Source organism: Hymenobacter sediminis, assembly GCF_003231285.1.
In the GTDB taxonomy this organism is placed as follows: domain Bacteria; phylum Bacteroidota; class Bacteroidia; order Cytophagales; family Hymenobacteraceae; genus Hymenobacter; species Hymenobacter sediminis.
In genome coordinates, this window is the sequence record NZ_QKNS01000002.1 from 217,501 (window position 1) to 237,807 (window position 20,307).

Genomic DNA, 20,307 nt, shown 5'->3' on the forward strand with positions numbered 1-20,307 from the left:
CTTTGCCTCGTAGAAGTCCCGTTACATTTCCCCTCTCTTTTCTTATGCGCCATTCTTTTCTGACGCTTTTTTTCTCGCTGGCCGTAGTAGCAGGGCTGACCACGGCGGCCATTCATAAGCCTGCCCAGGGCATCAACCTCTTCTCTATCAACCAGGATATTGCCCTGGGAGCCCAGGTTGCCAAACAAACCGACTCGCTTTACCGCGCCAAAGGGCAGTTGCTGGAACGCTCTCGTAATGCCCGCGCTTACCAGTTGCTCGATGGGGTAGTGAAGCGTGTGCTCGACAACGGCAATATTAAGTACCGCAAGCAGTTCCCGTGGGATGTTCAGATCATCAAAGACGACCAGACCCAGAACGCCTTTGCTACCCCCGGCGGCCACATCTACGTGTTTTCGGGTCTGATTAAGTTTCTGGACGACGAAAACCAGCTGGCCGGGGTACTGGGCCACGAAATTGCCCACGCCGACCGCCGCCACAGCACCCAGCAGCTGCAGCAACAGTACGGTACCAGCCTGCTCCTGGGCCTGATTCTGGGGAACCGCTCCTCCAACCAGCTGGTGCAGATTGCTGCCGGTCTGGGGCAACTTAAGTTCAGCCGGGGTTTTGAAACCGAAGCCGATAAATACTCTACCATCTACCTTAACGGCACCCGCTACTACTCCTGCGACGGCGCCGCCGGTTTCTTTATTAAGGCTGAAAAGCAGGGCGCCGCGGGCACGCCGGAATTTTTGAGCACCCACCCTAACCCTGGCTCTCGCATCCAGAACATCCAGCGGAGTGCTCAGCAATTGGGTTGCACCGGCAAAAGTGTAAGCAACAACAACTTTAATGAGCTGAAGCGGCTGCTGTAACTCGGTGAGTAATCTATCCAGCAAAAGCCCCTGGTTCCGATAGCACGACTATTGGAGCCAGGGGCTTTTGCTGAACAGGAGGTAAGCGGCATACCAGCCAGCTAGCGGAATAAAATAGCAACCTGCTTCCGCTACCCCCATATGGCAGCCTTAACTAGTGTTGAGCAGCAAGCCTGCCTCTTCCGAAAAACACAACGGTACGGTAATACAGTTTTTGGCTGTTTTTTCGCAGCTTGCCGCTCTTTTAGCGTCTTCTGGTACCCTTGGCTGATTTTCTTCCTGCCGTTCGTTTTGCTGTTTGTGGCGTGGGGCACATCGGGCGTCGCCATGCAGCGCTGGTTGCCCGGCATCCGGGAGCTCAACTGGTGGCCCTCATTGATAAGCGCCCGGAGCTAGCCACTGAGCTAGCGGCGGAATTCCCAGGAGTTCCTTTCTTCGCATCCCTGGCCGAGTACTTAGACGCTGACCCACAGGCTGATGTGCTAACTATAGCTACACCAAATGACCAGCACGCTCCGCAGGCTATAGCTGGTTTGCGTCATGGGCTGCACGTGGTGGTGGAGAAGCCCATTGCCCTGCGAACGGTTGATGCTCAGGCTATTGTGGACACTGCCCAGCAGATGGGTAAGCTGGCGTTTGGCGTGATGCAAAACCGGTATTCGCCGCCTGCGTCTTGGCTGAAGCAGCTCTGTGAGGCTGGCACGCTGGGGCAAGTGTACCTGGTGCAGCTGAACTGTTTCTGGAACCGCGACGCCCGCTACTACCGCCCCGGCGGTTGGCGCGGCACCCAGGCCCAGGATGGCGGTACGCTGTTCACGCAGTTCAGTCATTTCGTGGATTTGCTCTACTGGGCGTTCGGCGACATCACCAACATCTCGGCCCGCTTCCGCGACTTCAACCACGAAGCCCTCACCGAATTCGAGGACAGCGGCCTTATCACCTTTGACCTTGTGCGCGGAGGGAGTGGCACGCTGCAGTACAGCACCGCCGTCTGGGACCGAAACCTGGAAAGCTCCCTGACCGTGGTAGCCGAGCACGGCAGCCTCCGCCTAGGTGGGCAGTATCTGGATAAGGTAGAATACTGCCACCTGCGCAACTATCAACTGCCCACCCTACCCCCCACCAACCCCGCCAACGACTACGGCCCTTACCAGGGCAGCGCCGCCAACCATGTGCAGGTGATAGAAAACGTGGTGGATACGCTGCAGAACCGCACCTGCGCCACCACCAATGCCGAGGAAGGGCTGAAAGTGGTAGAAATAATAGAGCGGATTTATAGCCTGCGGTAGAGGGAGCTACGCGCAGCGAGTAGCTGCTATGTGCCATCATTAGTTAGCAGGTTCGCGTATCTATACCAGCGCACACCAGCAACAAATGGCACTTATGGATGAACAACCCTTGGCCGAGCTTCGCGCCTGGCAGCGCAAAATGCAGCAGAAGCCTACGTTGCTAGGCCGGGTTACGCGCCGGGTGCAGCAGCGGCTGAATGCACTACTACCGGAGAAAGTGCACGCCGCCCTTACTGCTGCCATTAAGCAAATGGTTCGCGGGGTGCTGTTCGGCTCCACCCACACCACGCGCCGCCCCGAAATAACAGCCTCCTTGGCCGAGCGGGAGGCGTCCGTACGCAGCACGCTGCGCTATTATCGCAACACGGCCGCTGCCGAAGGCGCCGTGACCGGGGCCGGGGGCTTTCTGCTGGGTCTCGCCGATTTTCCGTTGCTGCTGGGCCTGAAACTGAAATTCTTGTTTGACGTGGCGGCTCTCTACGGCCACGATGTGCACGACTACACCGAACGGCTTTTCGTGCTGCACATCTTCCAGCTGGCCTTCAGCAGCCAGCACACCCGCAACCAAGTATACCAACGCGTAGCTACCTGGGATGCTTACCGCCACACTCTGCCTACCGATGTGCAAGAGTTTGACTGGCGCGCCTTTCAACAAGAGTACCGCGACTATATTGACTTGGCCAAGATGGCCCAATTGGTGCCCGTTATTGGGGCAGCGGTGGGGGCCGTAGCCAACTACCGGCTGCTTGAGCAGCTCGGCAATACGGCCATGAATTGCTACCGCCTGCGCCGGCTCACCGCCGAAGAGCCAAACACCTTACCCGCTTGATAAGGGGTAGGAAACAAAGCCCCGATGCCGTAGGGCATTGGGGCTTTTTAGGAAGAAAGAAGGGATAGGCTTAGCTTTTAGCTTTACGCTGCGGATGCTGGCCTTTGTGCTTGGCTTCTTTGGAAGCCTGCAACTGCGTGTATTTCGTGTACTGCTCAGCGCTCAGAATTTGCTTGAGCTGGGTTTCGTAGCGTTCCTTGCTGGCCTTCATGTCTTGGTGGCGTTGCTGCTTATTGGCCGGTGTGGCAACCTGGGTGCGCTTGGCTTGCATTTCCTGGTAGCGGGCCAGGTTCAGCTGGCGCACTTGCTCCGTTTGTGCAGCCGAGAGACCCAGCTTTTGGCTGAGGCTTTTGGCCTTTTGTTCGGCGCGCTGCTCGGGCGTTTTGGCGGCTTTATCGCCTTTCTGATGCTGAGCGTAAGCGTGCTTTACGGGCGTAGTTTGGGCGTAAGCAGCGGCAATTGAAAAGGAGAAAGCGGCGAGGAGAACGAGAAGCTTTTTCATGAGTATGAGGACCTGTTTTATTGCTGATGGGAGAGGAAGCGGCGGCCCTTGCGAATAGCCTTACCGCTCTTGAAGGGGTAGTAGGCAACTCAGGTGCCAACTTTGGCTAAAACCACGCCGTATGGCCCACTGAAAAATTTAAATTTTCAGGTTAAACCTTATAGTTTAAAACCCATCGTATTTGTCAAATATCTGATAGGTAGATTGTTGTGAGATAAAGGCCAGCCTAAAGTTAGTAGTGCGCTAGGCTAAGATGCGCGCAACTGCGGGGGGTAGGGCGCGCTTGGCATGGGCCGTTTGCAGGACCAGCATTCCGGTTCTACCTTTGCCACATCAATTCTTTCTAGCCCAAAGGATTGTTTTTATACAGAGGCGCTGAGAGACAGGCTCTATGACGCGTCGGCAACCATCCGCAACTGCCGGAACGGTGCCAATTCCTGACCATATAAAAACAACAAGCCGTGGACTTTTGCCCCTGCCGTAGTACCCCGTTCGTAGTTTCCGCTGCCTTCTTCGGTGCGTCCACCACCGAGCCGCGTTGTTGTAGTGGCTCGTGTTGTTGCTGTTGATTTCTGCTTTCCGGGCCGGGAGGTGCGCTGTTCAGCAGCGGCTCCGTTTCTGTTTTTCTGACCGGTCCGCTGGCCGCCTACCCCGCCCCGAGTCGGTAACTTCCTTGCTCAGGAGGTAAGCTAGCTTGCGCGCGTTTCGTAAAGCCCATCCCGAACGGCTTGCGCTATAACTGGGGTAGGGCCCTACTCAACCTTGTTTCATTACCAGTCGGCTACTTGCCGGCGAATCATTTTTATGCTCAAAAAATCACTGGAACTGCTCCGGCAGGAAGCCGCCGAAACTGGCGCGAATACTTTGAAACGAAGTCTGAACGGCTTCAACCTGATTGCCATTGGCATTGGGGTTATCATTGGGGCGGGCCTGTTCTCGCTTACCGGCATTGCGGCCGCTAACAATGCGGGCCCGGCCGTTACGCTCTCGTTTGTGGTGGCAGCCGTGGGGTGCGCCTTCTCGGCCCTATGCTACGCCGAGTTTGCCTCCATGGTACCGGTAGCCGGCTCGGCCTACACTTATGCCTACGCTACCATGGGCGAACTGTTCGCCTGGATTATCGGCTGGGACTTGGTGCTGGAGTACTCGGTAGGCGCCGCTACGGTGGCCATCAGCTGGTCGCAATACCTGCTGAAGTTTCTGAGCAAGTACGGCATCAACCTGCCGCCGCAACTGGTGATGTCGCCCTTTGAAACGGCTACCCTGGCCAGCGGCGCCGAAGTACACGGCCTGGTGAATGTGCCAGCCATGCTCATCGTGCTGGCCATCACCATGATTATTATTCGCGGCACCTCGGGCTCGGCCTGGTTTAATGCCCTGGTGGTTACCCTGAAAGTGGCCGTGGTGCTGGTGTTCATAGCCCTGGGCTGGCAATATATCGACCCGACTAATTACCAACCCTACATTCCGGAGAATACAGGCGTATTTGGCGAGTTTGGCTGGAGCGGTATTCTGCGCGGGGCGGGGGTAGTGTTCTTCGTGTTCATTGGCTTTGATATTGTGGCTACGATGGCCCAGGAAACCAAGAATCCGCAACGCAACATGCCCATCGGCATCATCGGCTCTTTGCTGATTTGCACCGTGCTGTTCGTGCTCTTTGGTCACGTCATGACCGGCCTAGCCAACTACACCGAGTTTAAGGATAGCGCCGCGCCGGTAGCCATTGCCATCGAAAAAACGCCCTATGCCTGGCTTTCCTCGGCCGTGATTCTGGCTATTATTATCGGCTATACCTCCGTAATTCTGGTGGATTTGCTGGGCCAGAGCCGGGTGTTTTTCTCCATGGCGAAAGACGGTTTGCTACCCCCCGTGTTTGCCCGCATCCACGGCCGCTTCCATACACCGCTGCAGTCGAACCTACTGTTGGGGTTGTTTATTGCCTTGTTCGCCGGCTTTGTACCGATTTCAGTGGTAGGCGAAATGACCTCCATTGGTACCCTGCTGGCCTTCGTGATGGTGTGCGTAGGGATTCTCATCATGCGCAAAAAGGAACCCAATGCCCCGCGCGGTTTCCGCACGCCGCTGGTGCCGCTGGTACCCATCCTGGGCATTCTAACCTGCCTTGTGATGATGGTGTCGTTGCCCTGGGAAACCTGGCTGCGCCTAGCCGTGTGGCTGGCTATCGGGTTGGCCATTTACTACGGCTACGGCCGCAAACACAGCAAGCTAGGGCAGGAAGCCCAACGGCAGGTAGCATAAATCCTACCCTTGGTCACAACAAAAATCCCCGCTGGTTCACCAGCGGGGATTTTTTGTTGGACATCTTTCTGACGCTGGACACTACATAAACACTTTGCGCAGAGCCCACAGGCTCCAGATAATAACCATCAGGCCCACACCCACAAACATCCAGCGCACCGGGATGCGGCCGGCCAAACGGGCAGCGAAGGGCGAGGCGGCCACGCCGCCTACAATCAGGCCCAGGATAATCTGCCAGTGCGAGATGCCCAGGGTTGCGAAGAAGGTAACGGCGCTGGCAAACGTGACGAAAAACTCCGTGACGCTCACCGAACCAATGACGTACTGCGGTGTACGGCCCCCGGCAATGAGGGTGCTGGTCACGAGTGGGCCCCAGCCGCCTCCGCCAAAGGAGTCCAAAAAGCCCCCGGCGGCGGCCAGCAGCCCTAGCTTCTTGTGTTTTTTGCGCGGCCCGGGCTTAGAAAAGGCTTTGGAAATGATACGTACGCCCAGCAGCAGCAGGTAGGAGGCCAGCAACGGCTTCACGTAAGCCGCATACGTTTCGCCGAATTTCGAGAGCAGGTAGGCACCCGTAATGGCGCCCAGCACGCCCGGAATCAGCAGTACTTTAAACAGGCGCTTGTTCACGTTGCCAAAGCGGTAGTGGTGGTAGCCCGAGGCCCCGCTGGCAAACATTTCGGCGGTATGGATGCTGGCACTCACGGCCGCAGGCGCAATGTTCAAACTCATCAGGCTGATGGCCGTGACTACCCCATAGCCCATGCCCAAGAGCCCATCAACCAGCTGAGCCCCAAACCCAATGGCCACAAATAGCCAGAACGTTTCAGCGTGGGTGGCCGCCCCCCAAACTTGCTCCCACGTGTAGTAATGCGACAACACGTTGATAATCGCCATGATGGCGAAGCCTACCAGTGAGGCCGTAGCAATGCGCCGCCACCGGGCTGCCGCCGGCGACTCGTAGGCCGGGCCGCCGGTCAGCTCGGCTGTTACCGCATTCAACGACTTCACCTTGTGAGCAAAGTCGCCGCCTACCTTATCCCGGATAATGGACATGCGCTGGAGCACATCGTGCAGCTCATCCGGCAGCGTCTGGGTCAGCATTTCGCGCAGACGCTTGGCAATGGTGGGCGATTTGCCGTTGGTGCTGATGGCAATTTTCAGGTCGCCTTTCTGCACGATGGAGCCCAGATAAAAGTCGCAGGCCTCAGGTGTGTCGGCCACGTTGCAGAGCAGGCGTTGGCGGGTCGCATCGGCCTTGATGGCAAGGTTTAGCTTCTTGTCGTTGGTTGCCACAATCACCAGGTCGTGGCCGACCAGGTCGGTGGTTTGGTAGGGCTGCTCGCGCAGCTGCACGGCCGGATGGCGGGCGGCCAAGGCTTTCAATTCCGGCGAAAACCAGGTGGCGACTACCGTTACTGCGGCGGCCGGGCTGTTCGAGAGCAGGGCCGCGAGCTTTTCATGTCCTACATAGCCCCCACCCACGAGTAGTACGTGCAGCTGCTCCAGCTTCAGAAAAACAGGAAACAGCCGGTTGCTATTCAGGTGCGGCGGCGGCTCCGGCTGGGGAAGAAGTTCGTTGGAAGGAAGAGGCATGGGTTGGTGTTGGTTGGGACGGAGGGGTAGGGAGCAGTATAATCCAAATCTATTCTGTCATCCTGAGCAGCGCGAAGGACCTCTATTGCTAACTAATTTAATCGTGCAGACGAAGCGGTAGAGGTCCTTCGCTCTGCTCAGGATGACAAACAATTTTATAATCTACTCATGAAACGTCAGGCCGCTGGTGGTGGCTTGCACGTATCCCTGGCGAATCATGAAGTCACCGAAGTGCTCCTGGGGCTGGCGGTTTTGGGCGTAGTCGGCGAAGAGCGGGGTAAGCTCCGCCACAATGCCGTCCTCGTCCAACATTTCTTTGTAGAGCTTGTTCATCCGCTCCCCATTGAAAGCGGCACCGAGGTAGAGGTTGTAGCGACCAACTGCCCGGCCTACCAACCCAATTTCGCCGAGGTAGGGGCGGGCGCAGCCGTTGGGGCAGCCCGTCATCCGAATCAGGATATCATCGTTGGTGAGGTTGTGAGCGGCCAGTATAGGCTCCAATCTATCAATAAGTTGCGGAATATAGCGTTCGGCTTCGGCAAAAGCCAGCGAGCAGGTATTCAGGGCCACGCACGCTAGAGCGCCCCGCCGCAGCCCCGAGGAAGTTTCCACGGCTACCCCGTACTTGGCCAGAATCGTCTCGATGGTGAGGCGGTCTGCGGGCGCTACATTGGCCAGAATCAGGTTCTGGTTGCCGGTTAGGCGGAAGTCGCCGCGGTGGAAGGCCGCTATTTCGCGCAGGGCAGTTTTGAGCTGGCTGCCGGGCCGGTCGGCCACGCGGCCGCCTTCCACGAACAGGGTGAGGTGGTGGGCACCGTCGGGGCCCTGGCTCCACCCGAAGGCGTCGCCGGAGCTTTTGAACTCGTAGGCCCGCACCGGTTCCAAGGCAAAGCCCAGGCGCTTATCCAGCTCGGTTTTGAACACGTCGAGACCCACGCGGTCCAGGGTGTACTTAAGGCGGCTGAACTTGCGGTTTTCGCGGTTGCCCCAGTCGCGCTGAATAGTGACTACTTTCTCGCACACGTCCACTACCTTCTCAGCGGGCACAAACCCGATCAGGCTGGCCAACCGGGGGTAGGTTTCGGGCATGCCAAAGGTCATGCCCATGCCGCCGCCCACGGCCACGTTGAAGCCCAGCAGGTGGCCATTTTCTTCAATGGCAATCAGGCCTAGGTCATTAGCAAAGATGTCGGTGTCGTTGTGGGGCGGCACGGCCAGCGCAATCTTGAACTTGCGGGGCAGGTAGGTTTTGCCGTAAATCGGCTCGGCATCTTCCTCTCCCTCGTTCGGCGCGCTGCTGTACTTCGATTCCCCATCCAGCCACAATTCCCAGTAAGCCGAGGTGCGGGGCGTGAGGTGGGCACTGATCTGCCGGGACACCTCGTACACTTCTTGGTGCACGCGGCTCTGGTGCGGGTTGGGGTTGAACATCACGTTACGGTTCACGTCGCCGCAGCCCGCAATGCTGTCCAGCAGGGCATCATTGAAGCCCTGAATGGTTTTTTTAAGGTTGCGCTTGAGCACGCCGTGCAGCTGAAACGCCTGGCGGGTAGTGAGCTTGAGCGTGCCGTTGCCGTACTGATCGGCCAACTCATCCATGCGCGTCCACTGAGCCGCGGAGGCCACGCCGCCGGGCACCCGCACCCGAATCATGAGCGAGTACAGCGGCTCCAGCTTCTGGCGCTTCCGCTCGCTGTCCAAGTCCCGGTCGGTCTGCTGGTAGGAGCCGTGGAACTTGATCAGGTGGGTATCGCCGGGGTAGAGGGCCCCGGTAATGGGGTTGACGAGACTTTCGGCCAGGGTGCCACGCAGGTAGTTGCTGGCGTCCTTGACGTGCTCGACTTCGGAAAGCTTTTGAATATCAGCCATGAGGTTACGGGGCAGTAGTGGGGGTAGGCGGGACGGGCGGCGGGGTCGGCCGCAGGTCGAAGTTGTGGAAGTAAAACACCCGGATGGTGTGCTGATTGCGGTAGGTGCTACCCGTCGGCAGTTGCTGAAACAGGTGCATGTAGCCCCCGTGCAGTTGGGCGTGCGGGTTGAGCTGGTACACCAGGCCGGCAAACAGCCGGTTCTGGTCGAAGTAGTTGAGGCGAATCTCCTTGCCGAAATTCATCATCACCTCATTGTTGAGCAGAAATTGCACGCCGCCGGGGGTAAAGCCCTTTTTGGTCAGGGGCAGAAACAGGGCCGCGTTGTAGCGGGTGCGGTAGTTGAAGTCGAACTCGTCGGTGCGCTCATTGCTTTGGATGGTGCGCCGGAACCGCTCTTCCAGCCGCACCCACTGCATGAGGCGGGCCTTCGGGAACTTGGTAAACCACTGCACCTGCTGCCAGGGCCGGTGCTCGGGCTGCCCGATGGTGCGGGCTCCATCGGGGAAGTGGTGCACGTAGGCGTAGCCCCCGGTCAGGCGCACGTCGTCGGTGAGGTAATACGTCAGGCCTACCCGCGCCACGCTCTGAAACAGGTCCTGCACGTAGTGGTCGTGGAGGCGCAGGTGCAAGTCGGTCCAGGTGCCCCAGCGGTTTGAGAAGCGGGTTTGGTTGAACACGCCCAGCCAGGTTTGCTGCTCGCGCACGTACTGCTTCTGGGCCGTTGCATGCTGGCTCAGGAGCAGGAGGAAGCCGAGGGAGGATAGCAGCCGTTTCATAACAAAGAAGCGTTTTTAGAACCTAGCACCCCTCCTTGGATAAGGAGGGGTTGGGGGTGGTTGACCGGAGCGTTGAACGACTTGCTAGCTCTAGTTTCTAGTTCTAGCCTTTCAACCACCCCCAACCCCTCGCCGCTTGATGCGCGGAATCATCTGAGGAGGGGAGCTAGCTTTCTAGCTTTAGTTTTAGCGGAGCACCGTGTTGTCGAAGGTCAACGCCACGTAGTACAGCCCCCCGATAGTGGGGCCGGCGGCGTACTGGAAGTAGCGGTTGTTGAAGAGGTTGGCGCTGCCTACCTTGATAGTCGACTTGAGACTAGGCACGCGCACATTCACTTGGGCATCCACGGTTTGGTAGGCGGGCACGCGGCCATTGGCCAGGGGGCTTTCCCAGTAGAACGTGCTCTGGTGACGCCATACCACGTTGAAGCCCACGTTGCGCACGATTTCACGGTTGCCGAAGTTCACATTGGTTACCCAATGCGGGGTGTTGAACCCGGTCACGAAGATGTCGGCTTCCTTGTTGTCGGATAGGGCGTTGTAGTTGACGTTGCCGCCTACCGTGAACTTCTGGTAGAAGTTGTAAGTCAGGCCCAGCGTAGAGCCGTAGCTATGGTAGTTGTTGCGGGCGTTGGTGTACACGCGGTAGCGGTCCTGGCGGGCCGAGCGGTTGCTGTTGAGCGCGGCCAGCACGGCATCATCAGAGCCTACCGGTACCTGCTGGCCGCTGGCGTTCTTGGGCACGCTTACTTCTACCTGCCCCAGGAAGCCGGAGTATATGTTGTAATACGCATCCACATCAACTGACAGGCGGTTATCGAGCAGCACGCTCCGGTAGCCGACCTCGTAGGCGTTAATCTGCTCCGGCTGCTCGGTAGGCAGGTTGCCTACTTGCAGCAACCCCCGGATTTCAGGGCGCAGGGCCGCTTGCGAAGCTGTGGTGCCGGAGTTGGCAGCCACGTAGGCATTCACAGCCGCGTTGAAGGTAGAAATGGAGGCCAGCGTGTAGGAGTTGTCGAGATAGTTGAGGCCTTCGTTTACGCGGGCCAAACCGCCTACCCGGCGCACGTTGCCGTTGTTCACGAAAGACAACGCCTCGAACAGGGACGGGAAGCGCCAGCCGTTTTGATAAGAAGCCCGGAAATTATGCTTGGCGGCCAGGGTGTACACAGCCGCTACCCGCGGGTTCAGCTTGGGGTCAAACTCGGGGTTGTAGTCGAGGCGAAGGGACGCGGTGAGCTTTAGGCGGTCTTGGAGCAGCAGCTTGGTGGCCTGCCCAAAGCCGCCTACCTTCTTATAATACTGGTAGTTGCCGCCGGGGGTAGTGCGCTGGTCGAGCGGGCGGCCGAAGTCCACGAAGTTGTTGCCGTCAGGAATTACTTCGTACACGCGGGCGTCAGCCCCCACTACTACGTCGGCAAACTTCACTCGCTCGCCGAGGTTCCAGAGCACATCGGCGTGGTAGGTGTGGCTGCGCTGGGTGAGGGCGGCTCCGCCCGGAATAGGCGCGCCCTTCACATTCACGCCGCTGTCCCAATTGTTGGTGTGCACAATCTGGTTTTTGAGGGCGTTGAAGGCGGCGGTGCCCGGCACGGCGCGGCCCGCATCGGCGGCGGTGCGGGCCTGCTGCATGGCCGTGACCAGGTCTACGCCCTGGTTCACCTGGGTTTGCAGGCTCTGCTGAAACTTGTCGCCCCAGGTGTTGCGCACAGTGGCATTGGCCGGCGAAAGCGCGGTAGCGCCGTTTTGCAGATCCAGGTTCAGGGCCAGAGGGTTGAGGTTGTAGGAGTCGCCGGTGTTTTCTACCAGCATGTAGGCGCGGGCCGTGAAGTCCTGGCCGCGCAGCTCCAGCTTGTGGTTCTGCACCGTCACGCCATCCAACTGAATCTTGTTGCCCCGCTGAAACACGCCATCCATAAGCCCGAATCGGTAGCCGTAACTCAGCTCCAGCTTATCCGTGAGCTTATAGTGCAGACTAGCGTCGGCCTTGATGTTGCGCACGATGGGGTTGGTGAGGTCCCGCTCGTAGTAGCCCGTGCGCCGGATGTTAAAGGTTTCGGTGCGACCCTTGTAGGTAATCGGGATGGACACGTTGCCGGCGTTATCGTCGCCGTAGCGGTTCCAGAGGTCGGCGGCCTGGTTGTTGGCCCCGCTCAACTCCGGAAAGCGCGGGTTGGCCGACGACAGGTTCTGTGGGTTCTGGTCGATTTGGGTGTTGGCCAACCAGTCGGTGCCGCGCAGGTAGCTCAGGTTCACTTTGTAGGCCCAGCGCTGCGAGGAGCCCAGGGCCTGAGCCCAGCGCAGGGCCGTTTCGGTCAGCACGCTCGGGTCGCGGTCCTTGCCATCTACGTGGTTCACGCCTACCTTCTGGTACACGCTCAGGCCCTGGTAGCTGAAAGGACTTTTAGTGGTGAGGTTGGCCATGCCGTTGATGGCATTCATGCCATACAGAGCCGAGGCCGCACCGGGCGTAATTTCCACGCTGGCAATATCCAGCTCCGTGGGCCCAATGGCGTTGCCGAGCGGTACGCCAAGGGTAGCGGCCTGCATATCCACGCCGTCCACCAGCTGCATAAAGCGGAAGTTGTTCGGGATGTTGAAGCCGCGGGTGTTGGGCACCTTGAACGTGAGGGAGGAGGTAGTCATCTGCACGCCCTTCACGTTTTCCAGGGCGTCGTAGAAGCTGGGCGCGGGCGTTTCCTTGATGGCCCGGATGTCCAGCTTCTCAATGGCCACCGGCGACTTCAGCCGGCTCTCCTCCACCCGCGAGGCCGATACCACTACCTCGTTCATAGCCACCGCCTTCGACTCCAACTGGATGGCAATGGGCTGGCTGCCGCTGGCAATTTCCAGCTCCCGGGCTTCGTAGCCCAGAATGTTGAACACCAGCGTGAACGGAAAGCGCAGCTTGGCCTTCAGGGCAAACTGCCCGTTGCCGTCGCTGAGCGTGCCCGCCGAACCCCCCTTCACGCTAATACTCACGCCCGGCAATGGCTCCTGAGTGCCTTTTTCGCGAACGGTGCCGCTCACAGAAATCAATGCGTCTTGGGCGTGCAGGGAGGTAGCGCTGGCTAGCACCAGAGCCGGCAGCAGAGAAGCGTATGCGTGCTTCATGACAAATCAGATGAGGTTCTGGAAAGAAGAAGGGGTAGGGAGCAGGTCCTCGCTCGAAAAGAGCCGACCCAGATAATGGCCACGAAAGGCACGAAACGGAGAAGCTACTCGCGTCAGGCCGCGCGGCAGCAGTTACCGGCTACAACAACATCGTCTTGGCAGAAGGCGCATCATCGGATTAGAGGGAGTAGAAGGGAAGGTTAGAATTAGAACTTAGCTCCCCTCCTCAGATGAGGAGGGGTTGGGGGTGGTTGATAAGAGTAGGGCGGTTTTTAGAACTAGTATCCCTTACCCAGAGGAAAGGGGTAGGACGGTGTTTAGAGCTAGACTTATTAGGGTGTTCAGACGCGCTGGTCAACCACCCCAACCCCTCCTCATCTGAGGAGGGGAGCTAGCTTCTAGCTTTAGTTTTAGTGGAATAGGCTAGTACACGTCCTCCAGGTAGCGGCGCGATTTGCGGAGCTGCTTGAGGTAATCGGCGGCGTAGATTTCGCCCTGGCCGCTTTCTTGGCTTATGACGGTGAGCAGGGCGCGTTGCACGTCGGCGGCCATGCGGTTTTTGTCGCCGCAGACGTAGAAGGTGGCGCCGTTTTCGAGCTGGTCGTAGAGGCGGCGGCTTTGTTGGAGCAGGCGGTGCTGGATGTATATTTTCTCCTGCTGGTCGCGGGAGAAGGCCACGTCGAGCTGGTGGAGGGTGCCGCGCTTGAGGTGCTGCAGCCACTCGGTTTGGTAGAGGAAGTCGGTGGTGAAGTGGGGGTTGCCGAACACCAGCCAGTTCTGGCCGGTAGCGCCGGTTTCGGCCCGCTCCTCCACGAAGGCCCGGAAGGGTGCCATGCCGGTGCCCGCGCCCACCATAATGATGTCGGTGCTCGGGTCCTGGGGCAGCTTGAAGTACTCGTTGCGGTCCACCCACACCCGGGCCGTGTCGCCGAGGTGTAGCTGATCGGCCTGAAAGCTGGAGCAGGCGCCGTGCTTGTGGCGGCCGTTGCTCTGGTAGCGCACCGCCCCCACGGTCAGGTGCACTTCCTCGGGGTGAGCCAGCAAGGAAGAAGCAATGGAATACGCCCGGGCCGGCAAGGGCCGCAGCACCGCCGCCAGCTGCTGCCCCGACAGCTCCACCGGAAACTCTTGGAGCAAATCGGCTACGTCGCGGCCGTAGAGGTAAGCGGGCAAGGCCGCTTTTTCGGCCAGGATTTCGCGCAGTTTGGGGTGCTGCGGAGCTACGGCGGCGTAGCGTTCCAGCACGTCGCGGGTCACCACAGAAAGTTCGAGGCGCTCCGTGAGGGCCGTGCTCAGGTCCAGCTCAGTGGTTTCCAGGCGTACGGGGGCGGTGGCATCCAGGCGGGCGGCCGCCAGCACTTCCTGCACCAGGCCGGGGCGGTTACGGGGCTGCACCATTAGGGCGTCGCCGGCTTCGTACTGAATGCCCGAGCCGGCCAGGGAAAACTCCAGGTGGTACGTTTCCTTGGTGGAGCCACGGCCGTTGAGCTGAATCTTTTCTAGCAACTCCGCCTCAAACGGGTTGCGGCTGGTATATTCTACCTGTTCTTCCAGTTCCACTTCTGCACCGCCTACCAGAGCCGGAAGGGCAACCGGTTTTACCTGCGCATGGGCCGCAGCTACCGCCACTGGCGCCGCTACCTGTGGCACCGATTCGGCAATCAGGCCCAGCACTTGCTCGGCCCAGCGGCGGGCTTCGGCTTCGAACTCCACGTCGCAGTCCACGCGCTCCAGCAGGCGTTTGGCCCCCAACTCGGCCAGGCGCTGGTCGAACTCAAAACCCGTCTGGCAGAACTGCAGGTAGCTTTTGTCGCCGAGGGCCAGCACCGCGAAACGCAGGTCGGGCAGCTTGGGGGCGCGGTTGCTCAGTAAGAACTGGTGCAGCTCCTCGGCCGCAATAGGCGGGTCTCCCTCGCCCTGGGTGCTCACCACTACCAATAGCTGCTGCTCGGTTTTGAGGTCCTTGGTGGGGTAGTCGTTCATGTCGCGCACGGTGGCTACCAGGCCGCGCTGCCGGGCGGCTTCAGCCGCAATACCCGCTGCCTTCTTGCTGTTGCCGGTTTGAGAGCCGTAGAGAATGGTGAGACTGGGAGCTACGGACGTGGCAATCGGGGCGGTTGCCGCTGCCGGAATAGCGGCTGCCGGAGCAGCGTCCGAGCCAGCCCGACCGTAGAGGTAGCCACTCAGCCAGAGCAGTTGGCGGTCGGTGAGGCCGGCCGTCAGCTGCTGCAGCGTGGCTTCATCAAGGCCGATGGGAAGAGTGGGGGAAGACATGAGCGGGAATAATGTTGGTTGTGGAAAAGCGGAGCAGAAATAAATCAGGCCACCTCAGCGTAGGAGGGTGGCGGTAACACGGCGAAAGCCGCTGGCGGGAGCGTAGTCGCCAGACTGGCCGGAGTAGCTAAGCGAACTACCTCACCAATAATGATGATGGCCGGCGCCCCGATACCGGCCGCGGCGGCGCGGGCGGGCAGCTCGGCTACCGTACCGGTTACTACCCGCGCCTGGGGTAGGGTGCCGTTCTGCACGATGGCCGCCGGGGTGTCGGCCTGCCCGCAACGGCTGAACACGGCCACGATATTTTCCAGCTCGCCCAGGCCCATGAGTATCACAGTAGTAGCGCGCGACTGAGCGGCCTCGGCCACGCTGCCCGACAACTCGCCGGTAGCCGTAGTGGCCGTAATCACCCGAAATCCTTCGCTCAGGCCGCGGTGCGTAACTGGAATGCCCGCGCTGCCCGCCGCCGCTACCGCGCTGCTAATGCCCGGTACATAGTCAGCAGTTAGGCCGTGGGCTTCAGCGTAAAGCATTTCCTCTCGGCCCCGCCCGAACACAAATGGGTCGCCGCCCTTCAGGCGCACCACGTGGCCGTAGCGGTGAGCGTACTCCACAATCAGGGCGTTGATTTCGTCCTGCGAGTGGCTGCGCATACCGCGGCGCTTGCCCACGGGCACGGTTACAGCCGCAGGGCGTGCGTGCTGGAGCAGGGCGTGGTTGGCCAGGGCATCGTAGAGAATCACGTCGGCCTCGGCCAGCACCCGCGCCCCTTTGAGCGTGAGCAGCTCCGGGTCGCCGGGCCCGGCCCCGAGCACCGTCAGGCGCGGTAGTTTGGTGGTGGACATGGGGGTAGGGGAAGTGAAGTGATTCAGCGGCTAGCCTGTTGCGCCTTGTCATCCTGAGCGGGAGCTAAGAACCTCTGCTGAGGGTAATTACTACTCATGTGAAGCAGTAGAGGTCCTTCGCGCTGCTCAGGATGAGAGGAGCAGGTAGGGGCAGAAAATCAATTAGATAGAGAAGGCCACTGGTGGACCCACGGGTAGGGTGAAGTACTCGGAGTTAGCCGCTTCCACGAGGCCGGCCGCTACGGTATCGCCGGTCAGCTCATCGACGAGGATAAAGGAACCGGAGGCGCGGTTTTCCAGGTAGGTGTCCACGGCCAGGGGTAGGGCCGTTTTCAGGCGCACCCGCACGATGTCGTTGAGCTGGGCCGAATCGGCGGCGGCGCGGGCGAAGGTGTGCACGTTCACCTTATAGAGGATGGCTGGAATGGCCGCTTTCACCAGCGCGGAATGATGCTGCACCAGCAGCTTACGGCCGGGCCAGAGGGGATGCTCACTCATCCAGCACAGGGTAGCTTCCAGCTCGCGGGTAGGGGTAGGGGCCTCGGCCAGCGGCACGATGGAGTCGCCGCGGCTCACGTCCACGTCGTCGCGCAGGCGCAACACCACGGCCTGGGGCGCGGAAGCCGTTTCTACTTCCTGCTGGTTTACTTCAATGGCTTCGATTTCCGACTGCAGGCCGGAGGGTAGCACCGTTACCCGGTCGCCGCGGCGGTACTGGCCGCTCTGGATCTGGCCGGCGTAGCCACGGTAGTCGGGCAGCTCGGCGGTTTGGGGCCGGATGACGTACTGGACCTGGAAGCGACCCGGCGCGGCCGTTTCCGAAGCGCCGGGTACGCTTTCCAGGTGCTCCAGTAGGCTCGGGCCAGTGTACCAGGGTAAGAGCACCGACTTCTTCACCACGTTGTCGCCGTTGAGGGCACTGAGCGGAATAGCCGTGGCCACGGGCAGGTTGAAGTGGTTGGTCAGCTCGGCATAATCGGTGGCAATCCGGGCGAAAACCGCTTCGTCGTAGCCCACCAAATCCATTTTGTTCACGGCCAGCACAAAGTGCCGGATACCCAGCAGGGCGGCAATGAGCGTGTGGCGGCGGGTTTGCTCAATCACGCCCTGGCGGGCATCTACCAGCACAATGGCCAAGTCGGCGTTGCTGGCGCCGGTGACCATGTTGCGGGTGTACTGCACGTGACCCGGCGCATCGGTGATGATAAACTTGCGGCGGGGGGTAGTGAAGTACTTGTACGCCACGTCAATAGTGATGCCTTGCTCGCGTTCGGCCCGCAAGCCGTCGGTCAGCAAAGCCAAATCCACGGTGCCATTAGAAGCTTGGCGCTTTTCCAGGGCCGCCAGTACGTCCAGCGACACCGATTCGGAATCGTAGAGCAGCCGCCCAATCAGCGTGCTTTTGCCGTCATCGACGCTGCCGCAGGTGATAAATCGAAGAAGATCCATTTGGTGAAATTGTGAGGTTGTGAACGTGTGAGTTTGTCGTGCAGGTGAAGGAGGAATCAGATTCGCAACTTCACCTTTCACAACTTCACCACTTAGAAATACCCGTTGCGCTTGCGGTCTTCCATGCCGGCTTCCGAGATGTTGTCGTCGAGGCGGGTGGCGCCCCGTTCGCTCACCTTGGCCAGCAGCAGGTCTTGGATGATGTCTTCCACGGTGGCGGCGTCGCTTTCCACAGCGGCGGTGCAGGTAGAGTCGCCCACGGTGCGGAAGCGCACTTGGCGGGTCACGATTTCATCGTCCTCATCGAGGCGCAGGTGCTCGGAAAGGCCTAGCAGCTGGCCGGTGGGCAGTACCACGCAGCGGCGCTCATGACCGAAGTAGATGTCGGGCAGGGCAATGTTTTCGCGCTGAATGTAGCGCCACACATCTAGCTCCGTCCAGTTGGAAATGGGGAATACGCGCACATTTTCGCCCTTCTGAATGCGGCCGTTGTACACGTTCCAGAGCTCGGGGCGCTGCCGCTTAGGGTCCCACTGACCAAATTCGTCGCGGACGGAGAAAATGCGCTCCTTGGCCCGGGCCTTCTCCTCGTCGCGGCGGGCTCCCCCAATACAGGCGTCAAACTCAAACTCCTCGATTACCTCTAGCAGCGTGTAGGTCTGCAGCGGGTTGCGGCTGGGGTACTTGCCGCCCGGCTCGCGCAGGCGCTGCCGCTTGATGGTGTCTTCCACCTTGCGGACAATGAGCTTTTCGCCCAGACTTTCGGCCAACTGGTCGCGGTACTGCAGCACTTCGGGGAAGTTGTGGCCAGTATCCACGTGCACCAGCGGGAAGGGGAAGCGGCCGGGCCGGAAGGCCTTTTCCGCGAGGCGGGTCAGCACGATGGAATCTTTGCCACCCGAAAAAAGCAGGGCTGGGCGCTCAAACTGGCCGGCCACTTCCCGCAGGATGTGGATGGCTTCGGCTTCCAGCCGGTCGAGGTAATCGAAAGAAGGGGTACTCATGTGTAGAACACGATTTAGTGCAGAGGTCAGCTAGCCTAGCGAAGCCTCTGAAGAGGCGAATGAGAGGTAAAAGGCCTGTAATTAGCCGGCCGGAACGGGCTCCACTACCGGGTCGGGGCCGTTGTGGTGGGCGGTAGCGTGGAGGCCACATTCTTTAGCCGAGAGGTCTTCCCACCACCAGCGGCCGGCCCGGAAATCCTCACCCGGCCGGATGGCGCGGGTGCAAGGGGCGCACCCAATACTCACGAATCCCTGTTGGTGCAGGGTGTTTACCGGCACGTTGTGCTCCTTGGTGAACGCCACCGCCTGCTCCCAGGTCCAGTCGAAGAGCGGATGAACCTTTACGAGGTTGTGGGCCGCATCCCATTCCACTGGGTCCATGGTTTGGCGGTTCTGTGACTGCTCGGCGCGGATGCCGGTAACCCAAGCTGCCTTGCCAGTCAGGGCGCGGTTCAGGGGCTCTACCTTGCGAATAAAGCAGCACTCCTTGCGGTTGTCCACGCTCTCGTAGAAAGAGTTAGGGCCCTTCGCGAGCATCAGCTGCTCCACGCTTTCCCGCTGGGGGTAGTACACCGCAATGGGCTGCTCGTACTTCAGCAAGGTCTTGTTCCAGGTGGCGTAGGTTTCCTGGAAGTTCCGGCCCGTATCGAGGGTGAAAACCTGGATAGGAAGCTGGTGGCTGAAAATCAAATGGCTGATAATCTGGTCTTCCAAACCGAAGGAGGTCGAGAATACAGCCTGCTCGGGGAAAAGCTCAGCCACAAGGCGCAGCCGCTCCAGAGCGGAAGCCTGAATCAGCCGGGGGCGCAGGTCGTCGAGCAAAGCCCGGACGGCCGGCGCAGCATCTGCTGCGGACATAACAAGAAGGGAGAGGGAAGCCGGCCCGCAGGCGCAAACTTCAGCTGACAGAATAGCCCTACCCTGCGTTAGCGGCCAAACAGCAAGGCGCAGCCAGCAGTGGTAAAGGCAAAAAGTCGGATGTACGGGCAGAGTTAGCTACACGAAAAGTCGTGTTAGCGTAGGTGCCGGGCGCACAAACCAGGAAAAAGGAGGGGGTGCGTTACGCCTGACAACAACACGCCATACCCAGCATAGCACAACACCCATGCTGTAGAGCACTAGAGGTGGCGGATGCGGCGGCGGAGTTAGACAAGTGGTTCACGGCTAGTTGTTTTTATATGGTCAGGAGTTGGCACCGTTTCGGATGGTCCGCTGGTTGCCGGCGCTTCGTCGAGCCTGTCTCTCCACGCCTCTGTATAAAAACAATCCTTTCAGGTAAAGAATTGGTAGGGCAAAAGTAGCGGTCAGAATTTTATACTTCCAAATTTTATTTTCTGTGCTATTGAAAACCCACGCTATTCCCCGTGGCTGACACTGGTAATAGTTCCATCGGCCCCGATGCCCACGTATATGTTATCGGAAGCGGCGGGCGAAGCTTTGTACACGTAGGCAGAGTCGGTAGTAGCGCTGCTTATTCTGCGGGCTGGTGGGCCCATAATCTGCAATGCTTGCTGCTTCGACATACCTGCCCGGACTTCGTAGGAATTACGTTGGTTTCTTTTGCCGGGTATATGCTCCCTGATAACAACAAGTAGCAGGAGAAAGAAGAAGATAGCCAAGATTGACCCCAGAAAATGCTTCACTG

General features: G+C 59.6%; 15 protein-coding genes and 2 riboswitches. Of the genes, 4 read left to right on the forward strand and 11 right to left on the reverse strand.

Annotation, left to right across the window (positions count from 1 at the left end; translation table 11 throughout):
- The first annotated feature begins 44 nt into the window (after positions 1–44).
- The 3 genes from DNI29_RS07505 to DNI29_RS07515 all read left to right on the forward strand — a co-directional run bounded on the left by DNI29_RS07505 (position 45) and on the right by DNI29_RS07515 (position 2,972).
- Entirely contained in the window at positions 45–854 is an 810-nt protein-coding gene (locus tag DNI29_RS07505) for a M48 family metalloprotease (protein WP_110977481.1), read from the forward strand.
- A 263-nt stretch (positions 855–1,117) separates the two neighbouring features.
- Entirely contained in the window at positions 1,118–2,143 is a 1,026-nt protein-coding gene (locus DNI29_RS07510) for a Gfo/Idh/MocA family protein (RefSeq protein ID WP_110977482.1), read from the forward strand.
- Between the two features lie 85 nt (positions 2,144–2,228).
- Positions 2,229–2,972: an EcsC family protein gene (locus DNI29_RS07515; RefSeq protein ID WP_110977483.1), complete on the forward strand. Its 744-nt coding sequence runs from the start codon at positions 2,229–2,231 to the stop codon at positions 2,970–2,972.
- Positions 2,973–3,042: 70 nt separating this feature from the next.
- Here DNI29_RS07515 and DNI29_RS07520 read toward each other — a convergent pair whose 3' ends face one another.
- Positions 3,043–3,474: a DUF4890 domain-containing protein gene (locus tag DNI29_RS07520; protein ID WP_110977484.1), complete on the reverse strand. Its 432-nt coding sequence runs from the start codon at positions 3,472–3,474 to the stop codon at positions 3,043–3,045.
- 359 nt (positions 3,475–3,833) lie between these two features.
- Positions 3,834–3,926, forward strand: a riboswitch (SAM riboswitch).
- Positions 3,927–4,278: 352 nt separating this feature from the next.
- Here DNI29_RS07520 and DNI29_RS07525 point away from each other — a divergent pair.
- On the forward strand, positions 4,279–5,733 hold the full coding sequence (locus DNI29_RS07525) for an amino acid permease (RefSeq protein ID WP_110977485.1): 1,455 nt from the start codon (positions 4,279–4,281) through the stop codon (positions 5,731–5,733).
- Between the two features lie 81 nt (positions 5,734–5,814).
- Here the strand turns inward: DNI29_RS07525 and DNI29_RS25240 are convergent, their stop codons facing one another.
- From DNI29_RS25240 to DNI29_RS24450, 10 genes are all read right to left on the reverse strand, one after another.
- Positions 5,815–7,326, reverse strand: a complete 1,512-nt coding sequence (locus DNI29_RS25240; RefSeq protein WP_110977486.1) for a TSUP family transporter — start codon at positions 7,324–7,326, stop codon at positions 5,815–5,817.
- Positions 7,327–7,488: 162 nt separating this feature from the next.
- Positions 7,489–9,195, reverse strand: coding sequence for an NADPH-dependent assimilatory sulfite reductase hemoprotein subunit (locus DNI29_RS07535; protein WP_110977487.1), 1,707 nt, complete (start codon positions 9,193–9,195; stop codon positions 7,489–7,491).
- Between the two features lie 4 nt (positions 9,196–9,199).
- Entirely contained in the window at positions 9,200–9,973 is a 774-nt protein-coding gene (locus DNI29_RS07540; protein ID WP_110977488.1) for a DUF2490 domain-containing protein, read from the reverse strand.
- Between the two features lie 186 nt (positions 9,974–10,159).
- Complete coding sequence (locus tag DNI29_RS07545) at positions 10,160–13,087, reverse strand: TonB-dependent receptor (RefSeq protein WP_110977489.1); 2,928 nt, start codon at positions 13,085–13,087, stop codon at positions 10,160–10,162.
- A gap of 423 nt (positions 13,088–13,510) precedes the next feature.
- Complete coding sequence (locus DNI29_RS07550; protein WP_110977490.1) at positions 13,511–15,361, reverse strand: assimilatory sulfite reductase (NADPH) flavoprotein subunit; 1,851 nt, start codon at positions 15,359–15,361, stop codon at positions 13,511–13,513.
- Between the two features lie 44 nt (positions 15,362–15,405).
- Entirely contained in the window at positions 15,406–16,209 is an 804-nt protein-coding gene (gene cobA / locus DNI29_RS07555; protein ID WP_110977491.1) for a uroporphyrinogen-III C-methyltransferase, read from the reverse strand.
- Positions 16,210–16,371: 162 nt separating this feature from the next.
- A complete protein-coding gene (locus DNI29_RS07560) occupies positions 16,372–17,658 on the reverse strand; it encodes a sulfate adenylyltransferase subunit 1 (RefSeq protein WP_110977492.1) in 1,287 nt (428 codons plus the stop codon).
- A 92-nt stretch (positions 17,659–17,750) separates the two neighbouring features.
- The gene (gene cysD / locus DNI29_RS07565) at positions 17,751–18,692 is read right to left on the reverse strand and encodes a sulfate adenylyltransferase subunit CysD (protein ID WP_262510210.1); all 942 of its coding nucleotides are present in this window, start codon (positions 18,690–18,692) and stop codon (positions 17,751–17,753) included.
- A gap of 51 nt (positions 18,693–18,743) precedes the next feature.
- Complete coding sequence (locus DNI29_RS07570) at positions 18,744–19,520, reverse strand: phosphoadenylyl-sulfate reductase (RefSeq protein ID WP_110977494.1); 777 nt, start codon at positions 19,518–19,520, stop codon at positions 18,744–18,746.
- 313 nt (positions 19,521–19,833) lie between these two features.
- Positions 19,834–19,925: riboswitch (SAM riboswitch) on the reverse strand.
- Positions 19,926–20,017: 92 nt separating this feature from the next.
- A complete protein-coding gene (locus DNI29_RS24450) occupies positions 20,018–20,185 on the reverse strand; it encodes a hypothetical protein (RefSeq protein WP_162303545.1) in 168 nt (55 codons plus the stop codon).
- Between the last annotated feature and the right edge of the window lie 122 nt (positions 20,186–20,307).

What these genes read in the sequence shown, in the direction of transcription:
- DNI29_RS07505 (WP_110977481.1), top strand. Translation starts at nt 45, where the DNA reads ATGCGCCATTCTTTTCTGACGCTTTTTTTCTCGCTGGCCGTAGTAGCA.
- DNI29_RS07515 (WP_110977483.1), top strand. Translation starts at nt 2,229, where the DNA reads ATGGCACTTATGGATGAACAACCCTTGGCCGAGCTTCGCGCCTGGCAG.
- DNI29_RS07520 (WP_110977484.1), bottom strand. Translation starts at nt 3,474, where the DNA reads ATGAAAAAGCTTCTCGTTCTCCTCGCCGCTTTCTCCTTTTCAATTGCC.
- DNI29_RS07525 (WP_110977485.1), top strand. Translation starts at nt 4,279, where the DNA reads ATGCTCAAAAAATCACTGGAACTGCTCCGGCAGGAAGCCGCCGAAACT.
- DNI29_RS25240 (WP_110977486.1), bottom strand. Translation starts at nt 7,326, where the DNA reads ATGCCTCTTCCTTCCAACGAACTTCTTCCCCAGCCGGAGCCGCCGCCG.
- DNI29_RS07535 (WP_110977487.1), bottom strand. Translation starts at nt 9,195, where the DNA reads ATGGCTGATATTCAAAAGCTTTCCGAAGTCGAGCACGTCAAGGACGCC.
- DNI29_RS07540 (WP_110977488.1), bottom strand. Translation starts at nt 9,973, where the DNA reads ATGAAACGGCTGCTATCCTCCCTCGGCTTCCTCCTGCTCCTGAGCCAG.
- DNI29_RS07545 (WP_110977489.1), bottom strand. Translation starts at nt 13,087, where the DNA reads ATGAAGCACGCATACGCTTCTCTGCTGCCGGCTCTGGTGCTAGCCAGC.
- DNI29_RS07550 (WP_110977490.1), bottom strand. Translation starts at nt 15,361, where the DNA reads ATGTCTTCCCCCACTCTTCCCATCGGCCTTGATGAAGCCACGCTGCAG.
- cobA (WP_110977491.1), bottom strand. Translation starts at nt 16,209, where the DNA reads ATGTCCACCACCAAACTACCGCGCCTGACGGTGCTCGGGGCCGGGCCC.
- DNI29_RS07560 (WP_110977492.1), bottom strand. Translation starts at nt 17,658, where the DNA reads ATGGATCTTCTTCGATTTATCACCTGCGGCAGCGTCGATGACGGCAAA.
- DNI29_RS07570 (WP_110977494.1), bottom strand. Translation starts at nt 19,520, where the DNA reads ATGTCCGCAGCAGATGCTGCGCCGGCCGTCCGGGCTTTGCTCGACGAC.
- DNI29_RS24450 (WP_162303545.1), bottom strand. Translation starts at nt 20,185, where the DNA reads ATGTCGAAGCAGCAAGCATTGCAGATTATGGGCCCACCAGCCCGCAGA.